The sequence below is a fragment of the Paraneptunicella aestuarii genome (genome assembly GCF_019900845.1).
Lineage (GTDB): Bacteria > Pseudomonadota > Gammaproteobacteria > Enterobacterales > Alteromonadaceae > Paraneptunicella > Paraneptunicella aestuarii.
The window spans coordinates 3,270,897-3,289,439 of the sequence record NZ_CP074570.1 but is presented as its reverse complement, the minus strand read 5'-3'; the positions used below and the strand labels follow the sequence as shown (position 1 = coordinate 3,289,439).

Genomic DNA, 18,543 nt, shown 5'->3' with positions numbered 1-18,543 from the left:
AGTCTTTTGCTTGGTAAACGGGTATAAAGGTTAACGACTCAGGTTGTAGATAAAAAAATGCCTGGCACACACGCCAGGCATAAGTCACTTCCAGGGAAAACACAATAAATAGAACACACGATCATAAGACGTTGGTTATGGGCCGAAAGTTCCAAAAAATTTTAAAAAAATTAAAAGTTGTGGCTTTTCCAATAGTTAGCCTTTTCGTGCTGACTTCATGCGCGACCTCTCCACCTCAAAATGCACATAACCTTTGTGAGATCTTCCAGGAAAAACGTGATTGGTATGACGCCGCTGTCGATATGAACGAAAAGTGGGGCGTGCCCATTCATGTTCCTATGGCAATGATGTATCAGGAAAGCTCGTTTCGTGATGATGCCTTGCCGCCACGTGACTATATTCTATTTGGCCTGATCCCGTGGGGGCGTGTGAGCTCCGCTTATGGTTATTCACAAGCGAAAACCCCAACCTGGGATGATTATATTCGTGAAACCGGCAACTCTGGCGCAGATCGTGACGATTTTGATGATGCCATTGATTTTATGGGTTGGTTTATCAGTAAAACCTACAAGATTAATGGGGTATCCAAGTGGGATGCTTACGCACAGTATTTGAATTATCACGAAGGCTGGGGTGGATATAAACGTCGAACCTATAACAAAAAAGCCTGGTTGAAGAAAGTGGCTAAACGAGTAAAAGACCGCTCCGCTACCTACAGTAAGCAATTGAAGGGATGTAAAGATGATCTCGACAGCAGCTGGTTGTGGCGTTTGATGTTTGGTTAGGTTTTTGGTTTAAGAGCTTTGGCTTAAGAGCTCAGATTTGAGAGTTTTGGAGAACTAAGCTAATACTTTCCCTCTTCCATACAATCCAGTAGAACCAGCAAAGCGCCGTCGCCGCCGTATTCCAGTGGTGCATTGTGAAAACCTAAAACCAGTGGATGCTGTACCAGCCAGCTTGGAATAGCCAGCTTTAGCACCTTGCTACCAATGCCGTGAACAATGCAAATACAATGAATGTGACGTTTTTCTGCCACTTGCAACAGCGCGGCAATCTCTAACTTGGCGTTTTGACGATTGTATCCGTGTAGATCCAAAAACAATTCAGGTGGATATTCGCCACGGCGCAAACGCTTTATTTCTGCGCTGTCGGCACCCGGTTTCACCCATTTCATTGGGCCTTTTTCGGGAAAATGCGCCTGATAACCATCTGAAAATTGAAACGCTGCTGCCGCTTGTTTTCGGATGTTGTCATCTGCGTAGTTTCCCTGTCGCAGATTTTTTCGTCTTATCTCGGCTTTTTGCTTGCTGCGAGCGAGTTCAAGCGGTATTTTGTCTTGCTCCAACACCTTAACGCCAGAAACAGCTTCTCGAAACAGTAAGCTGTCTTCGTCATTGGGTGTTTTATGCTGAGTCAGCTTTTTCTGAGTCATTAAGCAAAATACCTGATGTGTCAAGCCTATAATGAATGTTGTTTAGGCTGTAAATATGAGTGTTGGAACTGGCATTATTCATATCTTGTATAGGCTGCGCAACGAGAAATAGCTATGCAATGAAAGCGGCCTGTTAATTTGCGCGACAAGTCAGTTAAAAAGATATCAGGTACAACTGAAAAGTACCGAAACACATAGACCGAACTTAAAGAGGTAACAGGTTGGAAAACACGGATATTAACGAAGCTGTACAGGAACTGGAAACCATTTTGGATGTGGTTCGCTGGAGTGTAAGCCGCTTTAATCAAGCCGGTTTATATTTCGGGCATGGCACTGACAATGCCTGGGATGAAGTCATTAGCATGGTGTTGCAAGTATTGCATTTACCACAGCAAATCGATTTGCAGTTGTATCAGTCTCGCTTGACCACCAGTGAAAAGCGTCAAGTGCTGGAACTTATCCAACGTCGTATCGATGAGCGCGTTCCTGCGGCTTATCTCACTAACCAGGCCTGGTTCTGTGGCTTGCCTTTTTACGTTGATGAACGTGTTTTGGTTCCTCGTTCTCCTATTGCTGAACTGATTCAAAACAGGTTTGCTGGTTTTCTTACTGAAGAGCCCGGTTATATTCTTGATTTATGTACTGGCAGTGCCTGTATTGCGATTGCTTGTGCCTATGAGTTCCCCGAGGCGCAAGTGGATGCGGCAGATATTAGTTACGACGCATTGGACGTTGCCAGCATCAACATTGAAGAGCATCAATTGCAGGACAGGGTATTTCCTCTGCATTCTGATGTGTATTCCGGCCTGGCTGGGCAAAAGTATGATCTGATTGTGACCAATCCGCCTTATGTCGATGCCGAAGACATTGCCGATATGCCGGAAGAATTCCATGTTGAGCCCGTGATTGGCTTGGCAGCCGGTGAAGACGGTTTGGACATTGTGCATACCATTTTGCGTGATGCTCCCGACCACTTGAATGATGGCGGCTGGTTGATTGTAGAAGTGGGTAACAGTTTGGTGCATATGAATGAGCAATATGCTGATTTACCTCTGACCTGGATCACATTCGAACATGGCGGTGACGGAGTATTCGCGGTGCAAAAAGAAGCGCTGGCAGAATACTTCGCAGGCAATGAGTAGTTTTTGTTTTATTTGAATTTTTTTGATTAATACGGGGTGGAATAGATGTCTGGAAATACCTTTGGCAAATTGTTTACTTTAACCAGTTTTGGGGAAAGTCATGGGCTCGCCATTGGTGGTGTTGTTGACGGTTGTCCTCCCGGCCTTGAAATTACAGAAGAAGACCTTCAGGTTGACCTGGATCGTCGTAAGCCGGGTACTTCGCGTTATACAACCGCACGTAGAGAAGATGATGCAGTGCAGATCCTGTCTGGTGTGTTTGAGGGTAAAACCACGGGTACGCCTATCGGGTTATTGATTCAAAATACCGATCAGCGCTCCAAAGATTATTCCAAAATTAAAGATGTATTTCGTCCTAGCCATGCGGATTACACTTACATGCATAAGTACGGCGCTCGCGATTATCGTGGTGGTGGTCGAGCATCGGCTCGTGAAACTGCGGTGCGCGTTGCCGCTGGTGCGATAGCCAAGAAATACCTGCGTACTGTGTGTGGTATTGAAATTTTTGGTTATGTGTCTCAGCTTGGGCCAATCAAGATGGAATCGGTGGATAAGTCCATCATTAACGACAATGCCTTTTTCTGCCCGGATGCATCGAAGCTGGAAGCTTTGGACGAGTACATGCGCGACCTGAAAAAAGAAGGGGATTCTATTGGTGCCAAGGTCACTGTTGTGGCAACAGGTGTACCGGTAGGCTTGGGAGAGCCGGTTTTTGATCGTTTGGATGCGGATTTGGCTCATGCCATGATGGGCATCAATGCGGTTAAAGGTGTGGAAGTGGGCGAAGGTTTTGGTGTGGTGACACAAAAGGGCTCTGAGCACCGAGACTTGTTAACACCGGAAGGCTTTGCATCGAATCGCTCTGGCGGTACGTTAGGTGGCATTAGTTCGGGTCAGGATTTGTTGGTGAATATCGCTCTGAAACCTACGCCGAGTATTAGCGTGCCGGGGGAAACGGTGAATGTTCGCGGTGAATCGGAAGAGATCATCACCAAAGGCCGTCATGATCCTTGTGTTGGTATTCGTGCGGTGCCTATTGCAGAAGCGATGATGGCGCTGGTATTGATGGATCACTTTTTACGTCATCGTGCGCAAAATGCCGATGTGCAATGTGACACACCGATATTACCAGCGACTAAATCCAGCGACTAAATCCAGAGCCTAAATAAAGCAGCGCTAACTAACATTTCTGAACTTCTCATTTAATGACGCTAAATATTGCACTTTTGGCGTTAACCTACCTGTTCTATTTTGGACATATGGGAGTGTTAACGCCTTATCTTGGTGTGTTTCTTGATGGTCGTGGACTGTCTTCTGAAGCTATTGGTCAGTTGATGGCTATCATGACCATCGCTCGCCTGGTTGCGCCTAACCTGTGGGCCTGGGTAGCGGATAAAACCGGGCAGGGATTGGCGATAATCCGCATTGGTTGCACACTTGCTTTAGCTTCTTTTCTCATACTGTTCTTTGTCGATGGTTTCTGGCCTATTGCCATATGCATGGCCTTTAGCTTTGGCTTTTGGACATCGGTTATTCCTCAACTTGAGCCTATTACTTTAAATGAAGTGGAGGGCGATCCTGCACGCTATAGCCGGGTCAGGATGTGGGGCAGTATCGGTTTTATTCTGATGTCGATTACAGGGGGAGCCTTGATTGATGTGTATGGCTCAGAAGTGATCCTGATATGTTGCAGCGTGATGCTTAGCTGCTTATTGATGAGTAGCTTTTTGTTGCGTAGTCAGGCTGTGAGACGTGAAGACGATGAGGTTTCTGGTTCTATCTGGCAGAAAGCGCTAAGCCGTCCGTTTTTGGTATTTATTTCAGTAATGAGCTTACTGCAAATGAGCTTTGGCGCTTACTATGGTTTCTTCGCTCTGTATATGCGCGATTTGGGTTATACAGGCGAACAGACGGGCTGGTTTATCTCGTTGGGCGTTATTGCTGAAATTGGTATCTTTCTGATTGCGGGTAAGTTGTTGCAACGTGTTGGCATTAAGCGAGCCTTGATGTTGTGTATGTTCGCGACCAGCTTTCGTTGGCTGATGTTGGCGCAATGGGCTGACATGCTGTTACTTATCTTGTTGAGTCAGTGTATTCATGCCTTAAGTTTTGGTTTTGCTCATGCGACCGCGATGCAATTTGTACATAAGCATTTTGGCAAGCAGTTCCAGAATCAGGGACAGGCGTTGTATGTCAGTTTGAGCTTTGGTTTGGGTGGCTCTATCGGTAGCTTTGTCGCTGGGCAGTTATGGTTACAAGGGGCTGGTGCTTATCAAACCTGGTGTGTAGCGGCGGGTATGGCGTTTGTGGGAGCGTTGATTGTGAATGGATTAAAGGCTCCTCAGGATGTTTCTAGTTAGTGAGTTTTTAACTTGCTTATTTGTCATAACATATGCGCCATCTGGTGCTTTCTCTTTATTGTCATGGCGCACTTGATGTGCCATCCAGAGCCGTACCTTCCAAGTCGTCATGCTGACGCAGGTCAGCATCTCCTGAACCAAGCGACCTTGCTTATTGATCTATATGAGAAGTGAGCTATATGAGCAGTGAGCAATTAAAGCAGCGGCAAGAACAGGGTTACCTAATCCAAACACGCAGCAAGTACATCCTTGTATGCTCGACACCCGCTCCCTGCGGGTGACGGTTTGACTTAGGCAACGCTGTTCTTTCATTTCAGTGTGAGCTCGTTATGCAACACAATGTCATGGCGCACGTGAAGCGCCATCCAGAGCCGTACCTTCCAAGTCGTCATGCTGACGCAGGTCTGCATCTCCTGAACCAAACGAGCTTGCTTATTGAGCTATATGAGAAGTGAGCTATATGAGCAGTGAGCAATTAAAGCAGCGGCAAGAACACGGTTACCTAATCCAAACACGCAGCAAGTACATCGCTGTATGCTCGACACCCGCTCCCTGCGGGTGACGGTTTGGCTTAGGCAACGCTGTTCTTTCATTTCAATGTGAGCTCGTTATGCAACACAATGTCATGGCGCACGTGATGCGCCATCCAGAGCCGTACCTTTCAAGTCGTCATGCTGACGCCGGTCAGTACCTCCTGAACCAAGCGACCTTGCTTATAGATCTATATGAGAAGTGAGCTATATGAGCAGTGATCTATATGATTAGTGAGCAATTAGAGCAACGGCAAGAACAGGGTTACCTAATCCAAACACGCAGCAAGTACGTCCCTGTATGCTCTACCGCCGCATCCCTGCGGCGGAAGGTCTGCTTACAATTTATTTTAAGTGACCTGAGGTCTGTGTGATTTTTCGGTGTTTTAAAGGTTAAAAAAGTGCGCTATTGTTAGGCGTGATTAGAGGTTAATGATTAGTTCCGTTTGAGGAGATTGAAATTGTCGAGTAAAGAAACAATCGGTTTGGCTGGAGAATATGCTGTTGCGTTTGAGCTTTGTCGAAGAGGTTATTACGCGCAGCTAACGTTAGGGAATCACAAGAAAACCGATATTTTGGTTGAAACGCCTGATAAACTTTTCCGAGTATCAGTAAAAGCTAAAACAGGCAACCAGTGGCCTAAAGTATCGGGCATTTGGGCAAAAGGAGATTTATTGGTATTTGTGGACTTTAAAGATAAAACTTTAAATGATCTGCCTGATTTTTATGTGCTAGATGTTAAAAGCTGGAAGAGCGTTGCTGAGGGTATAGTTGCAAGTAAAAGTGATGGAGCAAAACTAAATTCAGAAAACACAGTCTACTGGGATCCGTATGAGGGGCAGCCAAAGGGATGGAAGGGATGTTCGATATCGTTATCTCATGTTGAAAAATATAAGAACCGCTGGCCAAAAGCTTTGTCTGACTAAACCTAAGCCTTATTTGGTGCCAGTATCAACATATCCTGTGCCTGGTCGATTTCAAACCTGAAAGCTCTCAGGAAGTTCATTCCTAACAAACCGTCGGAGTCCATGTTTTCTAATGGCAATACTACGATGGCGATGTCGTCGACATAACTGTTACCAATGGAAAGGGATGAGAAACGGTAGACGGGTGCGACCAGGTTGCCGTTGGGGCTGATTTCTTTTGGTTACTTTTCTTGTTCAGCTGACTATTTATTAATTTGGGAAAAGTGACTGGCGCGTCCGAAGGATGCGTCATATGTGCTTAAAAGCATAACTAGGCACAAAGTTTAAAGCATTAGATGACTAACGTCGTGCGCAGGGTAAGCGAACAATTTGTACATAAAAATGAGAGCTCATTATAAGCTTTGGGTTTGTGTTGCTGCGCTATTTTGGTGGTTTAGATATGTATGGGTGATAAGTTTTCCAATTTAGGTGTTGAAGAGGTGTTTTGAGTGTTTTACTCTCAATTCCGCTCGAACAGATTCAATAAATGGTGGCATGTGATTCCCTTATTTATTACAACTGTTTGCATATGCAGTTGCAATGGGAATGCCCGTATTTAACATCTATTTTTCTCCCTTTCATACAATCCCGCTCTCGTTTTGAACAAGTGGAAAGTTATAAGCATTTGATTTTAATGGAAATGAAATTTGGGATTCAAATTTACAGAGACCTATATAAATCCCAATTCTCGCTTTCCCCCAAACTGTTATATGAATAAGAGGCTAGTAATTCGATTTAAACTATTGCTAGTATTAGTAAAAATTTTAATTGTTGAATTTTTAGTATGGTGTTTAAATTAGACATGCTGAGAATTCGCAGTAATACACTTATGTAGACTCCCTCCATGTCAACACTCGTCACTTGATACTTGCGAACTTATGTACGAGTTCAAACCCAATGTAAGGCTGACTCAATGATAATTGCGCGTAACGGAGCCACATCTGTTAGGCGAGGTAATTTCCTCTCAGTGTATTACTGGCTTTCCGACTAGTTATGCAAAGTGATGGTGTTCAACCTTTTAACCCGGTATTGCTACCGAGCGATAATCTGTTCCGTTTTGTAACATTGCAAATGCAGTTCTCACCGTTTTATTAGCTAAAGCAACGGCTGCGCACTTTTTTCCGCGTCGGTTAATTAGTGCTTTTAGCCATTGTTCCTTTTCCGTTTTGGGCTCACGTTTACTTACACTGTTAATAAATGTAAATGCTCCCGTTACTAGCTGACTTCTCAAAGTGCTATTTCTAACATGTTTACCTACGGAACCAAGCTTTACCTTACCACCTGAAGAATATTGTATTGGGGTAAGACCAATGCAAGCAGCGACATTTCTGCCAGAGCTAAAAACACGCTCGCCCTCACATTCAATGGTCATATAAAGGTTAATCGCATTAATAACACCCACGCCTTCCAGTTGAGTGAGCTTTTTACACTCAGGAATATGATTCAACAAAGCGCGTAGTCCTTCATCATATTCCTGGATCAGGTCATTGGTAGTAATAAACAATTGCCAAGCTTGGGCAAGAGCCTTGCGAAAGGCCATATTAAAACCGTTCTCGGCATCCTCTAGTGCGTATTGGACGGCAGCTTTTATTCCTCCATGTCGCGAGTCATAACGAATGTTGAATTCAAGTAAGATGGACTTTATTTGGTTAAGCTGAGCCGTTTTCTGCTTTACAGCTAAATCTCTCATTCGCAGTATTGACTGTAACTGCTGTTGTAAAAGTGATTTGCCACCTATGAAATTAACATTGGGCAATAATGCTGATTGAATTATGGCTAACGCATCATTTTTATCCGTTTTTTGATGTTGCCTAATACGTGATACCAGTTGTGGGCTGACTAGCTGCGCTTGATGCCCATACTCTGTAGCTAACCTTTTCCAATAGTTGGATGTAGCACAAGCTTCAAATATTACGGTTGCAGGTGTTTGTATCGCTAGCCAAGATGTAAATGCTTGCGGTGTCATTTCTGTATTAGAGCGCACCTTATTGTCTGTATAAATACAGACTTGCAAAACATCTTTTGCCAAATCAACACCGATAACTGTAGTATTCTTCATAACTATATGACTCCAAATGAAAAAGCTAAACGATAATACGCTAAGTAGTTCGGAGGGAGTCTAATTATCTGTTATGTGCTAGAGCCTACCAGCATAGTAAAACTAGGAGATTGTGGTGGCAGTATGGGGTTGTAATCTTGATGAAGTTCGAAACTTTATTGAACAAACTTCCAAAGTTAAAAGCAGGTTGCTAGAGGATGAGAATTATTTAGAAGACGTAATAAATCAAGGGGCTAACTATTTCAATATCAAACGTTTTTTTGAAAATTTTGTCAAGTTCATAAAATGCTATAGTGAAGTTGAAGTTCCTAATGTTTACCGAGTTAGGAAATGCGTTGATAATGGGAATAAACCTTATATAGATAGAGGGCAATTAATTTATCCTCCAGCAAGTCCTAAGCACGAAGATAGAATGAATAATATGTCTTCTAGAGTGCTATATACAGCATTTCATGAGTTTACAGCAATGTCTGAAACTAGATTGGATGCTTCATATGTAGGTAATAATTTTCAGCTAACTAAATTCAAGATTAGTAAATCTTTCAAAGTATTTAGGCTAGGTGTTTTTAGTGATGCTCATTTGAATTTGCCTAGGGACTCTGCTCAATCCAAGGACGCAATGATCAGCTTTTTTGGTGAGATTGGGCATAATAGAACCATGCAAGGATTTTCTGCACTAGAGTGTGCTATGGCTGATATCCTTTATGATAAAGGTGTGAATTATCATGTGTTATCGTCAATCTTAGCGGATGCTATATTTACACAGCTACCCGAAATAGACGCAATTTTGTATCCTACAATGCAAAATAGATACGGAATTAACTTAGCATTTAAACAATCATTTGCAGATAGCATGGAAATAGTTTTCTCAAGCCTAAACCGACTTGAAGAAGTATATCAAAATGGTTTTTTCAAGTACTCCACATTGAGCTTTTGTGAGCAATTCAGCGAAGAAGAGCCTTTTGAGTTTATAACTGCGGATGAGGGCTTTTTTAAGCCAGTGTATAGATAAGCACATAACAAAACCATCCACCCGATGCCCTCCCGCCGCGCCTTTTGTGCTTGGCGCGAGCGCCAGTTCAGCACAAAATGCACTCTGGTCAGTTACGGGTGATGGCAGCGTTATATTTTTTCGAGGCCATATGAATATTCTCTATAAATATCGAGACTTCTCAACTAGAACAAATGAAATAATTACAGATAAAAAAATATGGTTAGCTAAACCATCTACTTTAAATGACCCATTGGAGTGTCAAATTGAAGAGTTTGAACGTTCAAAATTAAATAAATATGCACAAAAAAGTAAGGAAGTTCAATTAGCTGGTTTTTTATTCGAAGCTATGAGATGCCATAAATGTAAGGATGATTTTTTTGGACTGAAAGGAAGGCGTCTTAAGCAATTCATAAGCAAAATTGGTAAATTAAAAGATCAAAACCGGAAATATAAACTAGCAAATAAACTAATGATCGAATCTGGAACTAACGGCCTTAGTGATCCAATAAAAGAAGCTAAATCCATTAGTGAGCAATTACAAAATATTGGCGTGTTTAGCTTGTCAGAGGATCCATGCAATATGCTCATGTGGTCACACTATGGTAATAACCATAAAGGGGTTGCGCTTGGCTTTTCTCAATTACCAAATTCTAAATTGTCAGATAGTGATTTTTGTTGTCGTGTTAATTATAAAGATGATGTTAACCAGTTTGATTTTGAAGAAGATCACCTTAGTGGTTTGGAGTACAGAGTAGAAACTGGCGGTAGATTATCAGTTAATGGCTATGTACCGTTGAAAGATGAACAAGTTCAAATAGCTATGTTTACGAAAACTAAAGATTGGGAATACGAAAAAGAATGGAGATATATTGAGGAAAAATATGGTTCATACGATTTTCCATCTGAACTTAGCGAGGTGGTTTTTGGCTTATCGTCTGATGAAACATCGCGAAACGATTTCATCCGCCTGTGTAAAAATAATATAGCAAATCCAGTGCAGTTTAAAAAAATAGTCAGAATCAAGGGAACTACAAAACTTGGAATTGAGCTAATAAAAATATAACAAGTCATTCAAAAGGACAAAAAACAGTTGGTTTTTGCTCCTTCGTTGCTAATTTTAACCAACTATTTTTAGCCTATTAATGGCTCTGTTGATCAATTCATTCCATAGATAAAGCACGAGTAATGCAGCCCCATTTCAGGCCACTTTGCAGGTTTCAGGCATACCTATCCTGGTAAGCTTGTTCATGGCGCGGATGGCTGCCATTGCTTCTGCAATTTGTGAGTTGTAATGCCTTAAGTTCAGTTTATCTCCAAAGAGCATTTTGAATCTGAACATGGCTGTTTCACTTAGTGAACGTTGATGATAGTCAGTCTGTTTTTTCCAATAGCGGTTTGAACCTGTGAGATTTTGGCATATCACGGCATAATTTCGCGGATGGTCAATTTCCCATTTAGCCGCGTTCTTCCTTGGCGGTATTAATGCCTGTGCTCGTTTGGCCATTATCGCTTCGTAGCAATGTCCAGTATCGTATGCACCATCTCCGGACACCTGTTTGATTTGGCGACGAGTTTGTTTGAGTAAATCAGGTAATACTTCGCTATCCGCCGTTCGACTTAAAGATAATTGAGCACCAATGATATCGTGAGTTTGGGCGTCAACAGCAAGATGTAACTTACGCCATGAGCGGCGTTGCTCACTACCATGTTTCTTAACTTTCCACTCGCCTTCACCAAACACTTTCAATCCTGTTGAGTCGATTGCCAAGTGCTTAATTTCACCAGAAGAGGGAAACTTGATACTGATATCTAAATCCTTCGCGCGTTTACTAATACTGCTGTAGTTAGGGCAACTCAGCGGAACATCCATCAACTGAAATACCGAGTTCATAAATCCTTGAAGCGCTCTTAATGACAAACGAAATACTTTCTTTACCATGAGTGCCGTTTCAATGGCCGTGTCGCTATAAATAAAGCCTCGTCCACGACCACCATGATGTTCCGAGCAATTCCATTCTTCTATCGCAGATTCGTCAATCCAAAATGTGATAGAACCTCTATCTATAAGGTGTTGGTTGTACTGTTTCCAGTTATTAGTTCGGTATTTAGGCTTAGGCATGAGGAGAGAACAATAATGATTTTGTGATCTGATCACTGAGAGAGGGAAAAGTTCAAATCATTTGTTCAACAAAGCCTCTCTTATTAGCTCTAAGTTAAGCCTTATTCGGTGCCAGTATCAACATATCCTGTGCCTGGTCGATCTCAAATCTGAAGGCTCTTAGGAAGTTCATTCCTAGCAGGCCGTCTGAGTCCATATTTTCTAATGGCAATACTACGATGGCGATGTCGTCGACATAACTGTTACCAATGGAAAGGGATGAAAAACGGTAGACGGGGGCGACCAGGTTGCCGTTGGCGGTGTTGATGTTGTAGTTGCCAACAAAGTCGGGGTGTACGTAGCCGGGGAGGGCGTCGAAGGTGGCTTGGCTGATGACGGTGGTGGAAGCGCCTGTGTCGATTAAAAGCGATACTTGATAATGTTCGCCAATCTTGGCGTTCACAATATAGTGGTCGCCTTCTTTAATGAGCGGTGCGCCAGCATCTATCGAAGGCTGTAAGGGTTCTTGTTGAGCCAGATTGCTTTGGAATTGGCGTAGTTGTTCTGCTTTTTCGTTATCTTCTGGCAAATAGGCGAGCACGCTGTCCATCAAGCCAAATTGTTGCTGCATGGCGTAAGATTCAGCTAGATCCAGTAACATGACAGAATTGTTCGGTTCCATAGGGAGTATGCTTTCGATCATGCTTGCCAAAATATCCCAGGCTCCAAGCTCTTTTAATTGCTCAGCCCTAACTTGATATAACTCTTTGATCCGTATGGTAATAATCTCTGCCAGATTTGCGGGTAAGTTACCTTTTAGTAGTTGGTATAGCTCTAGTAGAGTGTCAATTTTACTGTTTTTCCAATCATAGAATTCGATTTCAAGATAGAGGAAATAGGGATCGTAAGGGTAAACTCGCAGAAACTCCTGTACGAATTCTCCGTGTGGTGAAAAGCGTTCTGTTTTCAGTTGTTGGAGAATGGTTTCGAACCACTGAATGGTGAGTGTTTCTGCTTGCTTGGGGGATGCGTGGTGTAAAGCCTGTAAGGTTTGTATGGCTGCGTTAATATTGTGCTGCTTAAATGCGTCTTGAGCTTCCTCTAACAGTTTGTTTTCTGTACTGTTTTTGGGTGTTTCAGATTTCACATATTGCACATCTTTTGCGTTTTCTGAATCTACTTTGAAAAGGGTTAATTCCGTATAGAAATAGAAGTTTAACGCTATGGATAACGCTAACAATACGGTGAGAAGTAGACTAAGAGAACGCAACTTAAAGAACCTGCTCTGTGGTAAAAATATTTCCTTTATACCGTCTCAAATGTGAAAGAACAAGGTCACGTTTATACATGGTTATGAAGAATAATCCCAAACAGAAAAATGAGCGTTTTGTTTTAGCTTGGAACAAGTTAAAGCTAAGGATTCGAGTCGGTATTTTGCAGTTGCTTCCTAGATATCGGGAAGCACTTCTTGTCCAGCAAACAAGGCTTCCATAATACGACGTTCTTCGGCAATGATAGGAATAATAAAATCTTCCACTTTGCCTAGCTGTTTAAAGGCTTGGAAGCCATCTTCAAGGAAGCGTTGAAGCTCTTCTACACCTAATGCTTTAGCTGGTGCTCTGGCCATTTTCAGGATCATGGAAATACCGGGGATTTTGACAACTTTCGCTAAATCCATACCAAGGGCTTCTATGTAGTCAATTTGCTGTGTTCGAGCAGCTTGATTATTGCTGGCTCGGTAGGCAATGGCATAGTTTTTGGCATTAAGGTTGTCGTCTGGAAGATTGTCCAGAATGGCGACATCCAGATCCTGCGATAAACTATTCAGATGGATGGCAACAGCAAGTGATTCCAGTGCTTCATCAGGCAGCCATTTGGCCATTTTAGGTAATACCTTGGCAATTTCAGCGTCGCGTTGGCTAAAGTCTTTGGGACCATATAGCTCGTCAATAAAGAAAGTAATGGCGGGTTGAAATCGCGTGACTTGCCAAAGGTTATAGTGGCTTGCCAATAATCGGTTGCATTGCCATTCTTTCAGCTCTATCAGTTTATTAAGCCGACCTTCTTGCGTTACTTGAGCCTGAACATCTGCTGCGTGTTGTAAATGCTCGACAATGTTATCAACGATATTACTCATAAATAGTTAGCAAAGCCTCTGAGTGTTTATTCCAGACCTTAAGCTTCTGGAATAATTAATTCCTGCAATGATATCTTTTCCGGGCGGTATTGGTTGACTTTAGCGTCGGTAGGATAGCCCAGTGCCATACCGCATACTAACTTGTATTCAGTGGGGATGTTGAAATGTTTATCAAGAGGTTTGCGCCAAATACCTAAAGCTCCCATAGCGCAAGTGCCTAATCCCTCATTGGTTGCTCCCAGCATAAGTGATTGCATGAAAATTCCCAAATCTACCAAGGCTGTGTGAGTCATTCTTGGGTCAACAAAAAAGAACAGGGCGACGGGGGCATCGAAAAAATGGAAGTTCTTCGCCATATGTTCATCGCGGGCTTTTGTGTCTTTGCGGTCAATGCCCAGCACTTCGTACAATCCCATTCCCGTTGCCACTCGGCGTTTTTGGAATATACCGGGGTACTTGCCCAAAATGGGTTTGAAATCACTGTCGGGCATAGAATCACTGGTCAGAAATCCAATTAATTTCTGTATCAGGGGTTTTCGTTGAATTTCTGTAGAGCGCCAATACTTGTCTGTTAATTCTGCCCCAATTTGTTTGGCAATTTCGCCTTGGGCTATGGCTACTTTGAAAGGCTGAGAATTAGAACTACTGGGTGATTCAAGGGCTTGAGAAAGCAGTGCATCCAATGTTTCCTGCGCGACAGGATCGGGTTTGAAGTTTCGTATGCTGCGTCGTTGCTGAACAATATCATTGAATTCCATAAACTCACTGGCTCCCGCTATCAGATTTGTTGAACTGGTATGACCATAAATGATTAGCCCGATTCTTCTATGGAAGCATCGGGAAGTCAAATAACAAACGAGTTTACTAAATTGGCGCTTAGCCCATGGCGGGGTGCTGCATCAGGTCAATAACCTGCGCACTACCAGTAGAGTATCGGGACAGCTTATAATGCATATTTTGTTTGATGCCTTGCCACTCATTTTTGATAAAACTGTACATGACCGAGTCTCTGACTCTGCCATCAGGCATAACCATGTGATTACGCAATACACCTTCTTCTTTCGCCCCCAGGCGTATCATGGCATTTCTTGATGTTTGATTAAGATAATCAATCAGGCAGCCAATGCGGTTCATTTGCAATGTTTCAAAGGCGTAGGAAAACATGAGTAGGCGGGTTTCAGTATGAACGGAACTGCGCTGATAGGACTTGCCTATAAAGGTGTAACCCACTTCTAATCGTTTGTTCGACCAGCAAGTGTTTTTAAATCGACTGGTTCCGGCAACTTTGCCAGTTTGTTTGTCGATAATAGCGAATGCGAGGGTAGTACCGTTTTGCCATTCTTGTTCTACATTCTTGATAAAGTCTTCAACCTGATCAGCTTTTGGTACAAATGTGTAGATAAGATTCCATAATTCACCATCACTGAAGGCTTCAATAAGTCCTTCTTTATGGCTTAGACATAGAGGCTCCAGTAGAACATGGTCACCTTCTAGATTAATTTTTTCAAACTTCATTATTCGATCCAATATGACTACTATGCCCTTGGTGCTCCTGCATTTTCATCGTGGTAAACCTATATGCCAGCATGAAAATAACATTACGACCTTAATCGGTTCTGTTGGGCAAACTACTACAAATAATGTTGCTGTTAATTAATGGATTATTTAAACAACAAAAAATAGGGCGGCAATGATACATTAATTTACCGATTCTGCCCGAGTTTTTTGTATTGAAAAATGCTGTCTAAAAAAAAGAGTCTGTTTTATCAAACGGTACAGGTCTGTTACCCCAAGAACTTATAATCAGACCTACAGCCGCAGGCGGCTGTGAAGCATCAAAGAATTAATTTACGGTGAGTCTGCGCTAAGCTTCTTCGGGTGAGCTATTACCAATCTCACCTACTTTAACTGGTTTGCCGATTTTTTAGCTTCGGCTATATTCATTTTCCAGCATTTGTAATAACTCCAAAGCATGGCGCTCAAAAGTAGGGTAGTGAATACCAATGCTTTGCCAGAATTCTGCTCCACTACGGCGAGGTATAACGTCGTGGTTAAACGTCCATATGCCAAGGGAAAAAACAGCACAAAAAACCGGATTAGAGTAAATAGATAGTTCATCGATCGTGCGGCCTTTCTGGGAGCCTGTCATGGTATTTTGTTGCGTTTTCAACTGTACATATTCCACTTTCTTATTACTGGTGTTGTGAATAATCAGATCAATGCCTTTCAATTTAATATTGAAATCTTGCTCTGGGCTCACAACATAAGGGCTGATATTCGCAATGTTATGCCAAAGTTGGTTTAACGCAGTGCTTAGATTGCGACTTGTTTTATTACCGCCAGCCAGTTTGTGCGCGCCAGCCAGTTCATAAATGTTTGCGGGAGGTGATTCAGAATTTTTTGAAGAAATTGAAGTAGTTATTTCATTTATGGCAATGGGTTTAAATTTGTTTATCTCATGCATAATGGCATCGGGGATATTAAATTCTTGCAGTATGCTGCCTATATTATTTTCCCGATCTGAGAGTTGTATTTGTTTGAAATAATCTTCAATAAATTTGTTGATTGAATGAGATAATCGCTGGCAGCGTTCAAATTCATTTTTGGCTTGATAAGCGTTTGAATCTTCGAGCAATAATTGCTTTCTTTCGGCTGGCGTAAGGGGCAGTATTTCTTTTGCGGATATCATAAAACTTCCTTATTTATTAATGGTTTAACTCTATTTTCTCTTTCGCGAATCGTTAGAGTTGGCACCAATTCCATTTACTAAAAAGCTGGCTTGTCGTTTGAATCGTAATCTATAAAACGCCTACCATCAGGAATAGCGTAGGAGACAAGCTGATTTCGGGCAATACTTTACACGAAGGTAATAAATAATCAAAGTGCTTTGTAAACGACAAAATTTAACAATTCAGTTTTCTCTTCAATTGAACCTTATCCTTATATCGAATGTTTTGGGGCGCACTTTTTACTTTAATACGTCACGTCAATACATCTTAATGTTAAATAATATGTAGAATTTGCAGCGAGGCTGAGCAAAAGATAAAATCCGCGCACTTTTATTTATCACTTATCATACTTGCCTTCACAACAAGCCCTATCATTCTATGCCGAACAGTCATCAACAACCTGAACATCATTATTCAACGTTAATTGCGTTGTTTGATGAAGTTTTCTTCCATCAATACAACACACGATTGGTGAAAGGTGACAATGAGCCTATCTACTTGCCTGCTGATGAACAGCATTCTTATCATCGCATTGTGTTTGCTCATGGCTTTTTTGCCAGTGCTTTGCATGAGATTGCTCATTGGTGTGTGGCGGGAGCTGAACGTCGTAAGTTGGTTGATTTTGGCTATTGGTATTGCCCCGACGGGCGTAGTGCCGAGCAACAGGCTGAGTTTGAGAAAGTGGAAATTAAACCTCAGGCGCTGGAGTGGTGTTTCAGTGTTGCGGCAGGGTTTCCATTCAAAGTGAGTGTGGATAATTTGTCGGGCGAAGCCGGCGACCGATTTGCATTTCAGGAAACGGTTTATCAGCAGGTAAAGGCATATATGCAACAGGGGTTACCGAAACGAGCACAAATGTTTGTTGATGGATTACGCCATTTGTTCAATACCCCTGAGTTAACGATTGATGACTTCGCTTGGGAAAAGAGAGAGGTTTGTGATGTTTAAATTAGGTTTGGTGATCAATCCTTATGCGGGGATTGGTGGTGCTTTGGCGCTAAAGGGAAGTGATGGTGCTGAAACCAGAGCCAAGGCTTTGGCGATGGGAGCTGAACAAAAGTCTTTTGCCAGAACCGAAACCGCCTTGCAAGAGCTTCTTCCTTTGCAAGCGCAATTAAAAATCTGTACTGCGAGCGGTGAGATGGGAGAAGAACTGGCTCGCAAGATGGGTTTTAATGTTGAAGTTGTCTACCAATGTCCAAACGAACAAACCGAAGCAGAAGATACCGAAGCGACAGTACAGGCTTTAATGCAGCACGAAGTCGATGTGATCCTGTTTGCTGGCGGTGATGGTACGGCTCGCAATGTTTGCCATATTGCACAGGATAAAATCCCGGTTTTGGGTGTTCCCGCTGGCTGTAAAATTCATTCAGGTGTGTATGCTGTGACTCCTCAAGCGGCCGGTCGCGTCATTGAAAAGATGATTGCCGGGGAAATCGTGACAGTAAAGCATTCTGATGTCATGGACATTGATGAAGTTGCATTTCGTGAAGGCAGGGTGAAGGCGCGTCGTTATGGTGAAATGCAAGTGCCTGAGGCGTTGCAGTATGTGCAGTCGGTGAAGGTGGGCGGCAGGGAATCAGAAGAATTGGTGCTCATGGACATTGCCGCTCATATCATCGAAGAAATGGTTGATGACGATGTATATGTGATGGGCTCTGGTAGCACGGTCGCAGCGGTTATGGATGAGTTGGGATTGGACAATACCTTATTGGGTGTGGATGTGGTACAAGACCGTGAAGTGTTGCAAGCCGATATCACTGCTCCTGAATTATTGGCCTTATTGCAGCAGCAAAAAGAAGCTAATCCGGATGGCAATATTCGTTTGGTGATCACTTTGATTGGTGGGCAAGGGCATGTCTTTGGGCGTGGTAATCAGCAATTGAGTCCGGATGTAATTCGGTTTATTGGCAAGGAAAATATTAGATTGATTGCGACCAAGAGTAAGTTGGAAGCTTTACAGGGGCGTCCGTTAATTGCTGATACCGGGGATTCCAAATTGGATGAAGAGCTTGCCGGGTTTATCCCTGTTGTGACCGGGTATCATGATCAAGTGTTGTATCGCTTGGGGCAACAGTAATCGTAATGAGAATGGAG

At 42.7% G+C, this 18,543-nt stretch carries 18 protein-coding genes; 9 read left to right on the top strand and 9 right to left on the bottom strand.

Translation table 11 applies throughout. The features are described 5' to 3' along the window. Nucleotides 1-137: 137 nt before the first annotated feature. Nucleotides 138-785, top strand: a complete 648-nt coding sequence (locus KIH87_RS12410) for a transglycosylase SLT domain-containing protein (RefSeq protein WP_232358184.1) — start codon at nucleotides 138-140, stop codon at nucleotides 783-785. 59 nt (nucleotides 786-844) lie between these two features. Here KIH87_RS12410 and smrB read toward each other — a convergent pair whose 3' ends face one another. Further along, nucleotides 845-1,432 (bottom strand): endonuclease SmrB, encoded by a 588-nt coding sequence (smrB, locus tag KIH87_RS12405; protein WP_232358183.1) that lies wholly within the window; start codon nucleotides 1,430-1,432, stop codon nucleotides 845-847. 221 nt (nucleotides 1,433-1,653) lie between these two features. Here smrB and prmB point away from each other — a divergent pair, with 221 nt between their 5' ends. The 4 genes from prmB to KIH87_RS12385 all read left to right on the top strand — a co-directional run bounded on the left by prmB (nucleotide 1,654) and on the right by KIH87_RS12385 (nucleotide 6,390). Beyond that, complete coding sequence (gene prmB / locus KIH87_RS12400) at nucleotides 1,654-2,574, top strand: 50S ribosomal protein L3 N(5)-glutamine methyltransferase (RefSeq protein ID WP_232358182.1); 921 nt, start codon at nucleotides 1,654-1,656, stop codon at nucleotides 2,572-2,574. Between the two features lie 45 nt (nucleotides 2,575-2,619). Further along, the gene (gene aroC, locus KIH87_RS12395) at nucleotides 2,620-3,726 is read left to right on the top strand and encodes a chorismate synthase (protein ID WP_232358181.1); all 1,107 of its coding nucleotides are present in this window, start codon (nucleotides 2,620-2,622) and stop codon (nucleotides 3,724-3,726) included. A gap of 53 nt (nucleotides 3,727-3,779) precedes the next feature. Beyond that, complete coding sequence (locus tag KIH87_RS12390; protein WP_232358180.1) at nucleotides 3,780-4,934, top strand: MFS transporter; 1,155 nt, start codon at nucleotides 3,780-3,782, stop codon at nucleotides 4,932-4,934. Between the two features lie 991 nt (nucleotides 4,935-5,925). Then, the gene (locus KIH87_RS12385; RefSeq protein ID WP_232358179.1) at nucleotides 5,926-6,390 is read left to right on the top strand and encodes a hypothetical protein; all 465 of its coding nucleotides are present in this window, start codon (nucleotides 5,926-5,928) and stop codon (nucleotides 6,388-6,390) included. Nucleotides 6,391-6,392: 2 nt separating this feature from the next. Here KIH87_RS12385 and KIH87_RS19505 read toward each other — a convergent pair whose 3' ends face one another. Together KIH87_RS19505 and KIH87_RS12380 are read right to left on the bottom strand one after the other, a co-directional pair. Further along, nucleotides 6,393-6,548: a hypothetical protein gene (locus KIH87_RS19505; protein WP_408635811.1), complete on the bottom strand. Its 156-nt coding sequence runs from the start codon at nucleotides 6,546-6,548 to the stop codon at nucleotides 6,393-6,395. A gap of 899 nt (nucleotides 6,549-7,447) precedes the next feature. Then, entirely contained in the window at nucleotides 7,448-8,488 is a 1,041-nt protein-coding gene (locus tag KIH87_RS12380) for an IS110 family RNA-guided transposase (protein WP_232358178.1), read from the bottom strand. Between the two features lie 115 nt (nucleotides 8,489-8,603). Between KIH87_RS12380 and KIH87_RS12375 the strand changes: the two genes are divergently transcribed. Next, entirely contained in the window at nucleotides 8,604-9,500 is an 897-nt protein-coding gene (locus KIH87_RS12375; protein WP_232358177.1) for an RES domain-containing protein, read from the top strand. Between the two features lie 130 nt (nucleotides 9,501-9,630). Further along, nucleotides 9,631-10,545, top strand: coding sequence for a DUF2971 domain-containing protein (locus KIH87_RS12370; protein ID WP_232358176.1), 915 nt, complete (start codon nucleotides 9,631-9,633; stop codon nucleotides 10,543-10,545). A 135-nt stretch (nucleotides 10,546-10,680) separates the two neighbouring features. Here KIH87_RS12370 and KIH87_RS12365 read toward each other — a convergent pair whose 3' ends face one another. The 6 genes from KIH87_RS12365 to KIH87_RS12340 form a co-directional block, all read right to left on the bottom strand. After that, nucleotides 10,681-11,601, bottom strand: coding sequence for an IS5 family transposase (locus tag KIH87_RS12365; protein WP_232358175.1), 921 nt, complete (start codon nucleotides 11,599-11,601; stop codon nucleotides 10,681-10,683). Nucleotides 11,602-11,695: 94 nt separating this feature from the next. Next, nucleotides 11,696-12,850: a retropepsin-like aspartic protease family protein gene (locus tag KIH87_RS12360; protein WP_232358174.1), complete on the bottom strand. Its 1,155-nt coding sequence runs from the start codon at nucleotides 12,848-12,850 to the stop codon at nucleotides 11,696-11,698. 177 nt (nucleotides 12,851-13,027) lie between these two features. Next, complete coding sequence (locus KIH87_RS12355) at nucleotides 13,028-13,717, bottom strand: FFLEELY motif protein (protein ID WP_232358173.1); 690 nt, start codon at nucleotides 13,715-13,717, stop codon at nucleotides 13,028-13,030. Between the two features lie 38 nt (nucleotides 13,718-13,755). Further along, nucleotides 13,756-14,475 (bottom strand): nitroreductase, encoded by a 720-nt coding sequence (locus tag KIH87_RS12350; protein WP_232358172.1) that lies wholly within the window; start codon nucleotides 14,473-14,475, stop codon nucleotides 13,756-13,758. 118 nt (nucleotides 14,476-14,593) lie between these two features. Continuing rightward, nucleotides 14,594-15,232 (bottom strand): GNAT family N-acetyltransferase, encoded by a 639-nt coding sequence (locus tag KIH87_RS12345; RefSeq protein WP_232358171.1) that lies wholly within the window; start codon nucleotides 15,230-15,232, stop codon nucleotides 14,594-14,596. A 409-nt stretch (nucleotides 15,233-15,641) separates the two neighbouring features. Next, nucleotides 15,642-16,406: a hypothetical protein gene (locus KIH87_RS12340; RefSeq protein ID WP_232358170.1), complete on the bottom strand. Its 765-nt coding sequence runs from the start codon at nucleotides 16,404-16,406 to the stop codon at nucleotides 15,642-15,644. Between the two features lie 418 nt (nucleotides 16,407-16,824). Between KIH87_RS12340 and KIH87_RS12335 the strand changes: the two genes are divergently transcribed. Together KIH87_RS12335 and KIH87_RS12330 are read left to right on the top strand one after the other, a co-directional pair. Beyond that, a complete protein-coding gene (locus KIH87_RS12335; RefSeq protein ID WP_232358169.1) occupies nucleotides 16,825-17,394 on the top strand; it encodes an elongation factor P hydroxylase in 570 nt (189 codons plus the stop codon). Further along, nucleotides 17,384-18,526: an ATP-NAD kinase family protein gene (locus tag KIH87_RS12330; RefSeq protein WP_232358168.1), complete on the top strand. Its 1,143-nt coding sequence runs from the start codon at nucleotides 17,384-17,386 to the stop codon at nucleotides 18,524-18,526. The genes KIH87_RS12335 and KIH87_RS12330 overlap by 11 nt, the downstream gene beginning before the upstream one ends. Nucleotides 18,527-18,543 lie beyond the last annotated feature (17 nt).

Bases quoted from the DNA above. Each gene is read 5' to 3' on its own strand.
- KIH87_RS12410 (WP_232358184.1), top strand. From the start codon at position 138: ATGGGCCGAAAGTTCCAAAAAATTTTAAAAAAATTAAAAGTTGTGGCT.
- smrB (WP_232358183.1), bottom strand. From the start codon at position 1,432: ATGACTCAGAAAAAGCTGACTCAGCATAAAACACCCAATGACGAAGAC.
- aroC (WP_232358181.1), top strand. From the start codon at position 2,620: ATGTCTGGAAATACCTTTGGCAAATTGTTTACTTTAACCAGTTTTGGG.
- KIH87_RS12390 (WP_232358180.1), top strand. From the start codon at position 3,780: ATGACGCTAAATATTGCACTTTTGGCGTTAACCTACCTGTTCTATTTT.
- KIH87_RS12380 (WP_232358178.1), bottom strand. From the start codon at position 8,488: ATGAAGAATACTACAGTTATCGGTGTTGATTTGGCAAAAGATGTTTTG.
- KIH87_RS12370 (WP_232358176.1), top strand. From the start codon at position 9,631: ATGAATATTCTCTATAAATATCGAGACTTCTCAACTAGAACAAATGAA.
- KIH87_RS12365 (WP_232358175.1), bottom strand. From the start codon at position 11,601: ATGCCTAAGCCTAAATACCGAACTAATAACTGGAAACAGTACAACCAA.
- KIH87_RS12355 (WP_232358173.1), bottom strand. From the start codon at position 13,717: ATGAGTAATATCGTTGATAACATTGTCGAGCATTTACAACACGCAGCA.
- KIH87_RS12350 (WP_232358172.1), bottom strand. From the start codon at position 14,475: ATGGAATTCAATGATATTGTTCAGCAACGACGCAGCATACGAAACTTC.
- KIH87_RS12345 (WP_232358171.1), bottom strand. From the start codon at position 15,232: ATGAAGTTTGAAAAAATTAATCTAGAAGGTGACCATGTTCTACTGGAG.
- KIH87_RS12340 (WP_232358170.1), bottom strand. From the start codon at position 16,406: ATGATATCCGCAAAAGAAATACTGCCCCTTACGCCAGCCGAAAGAAAG.
- KIH87_RS12335 (WP_232358169.1), top strand. From the start codon at position 16,825: ATGCCGAACAGTCATCAACAACCTGAACATCATTATTCAACGTTAATT.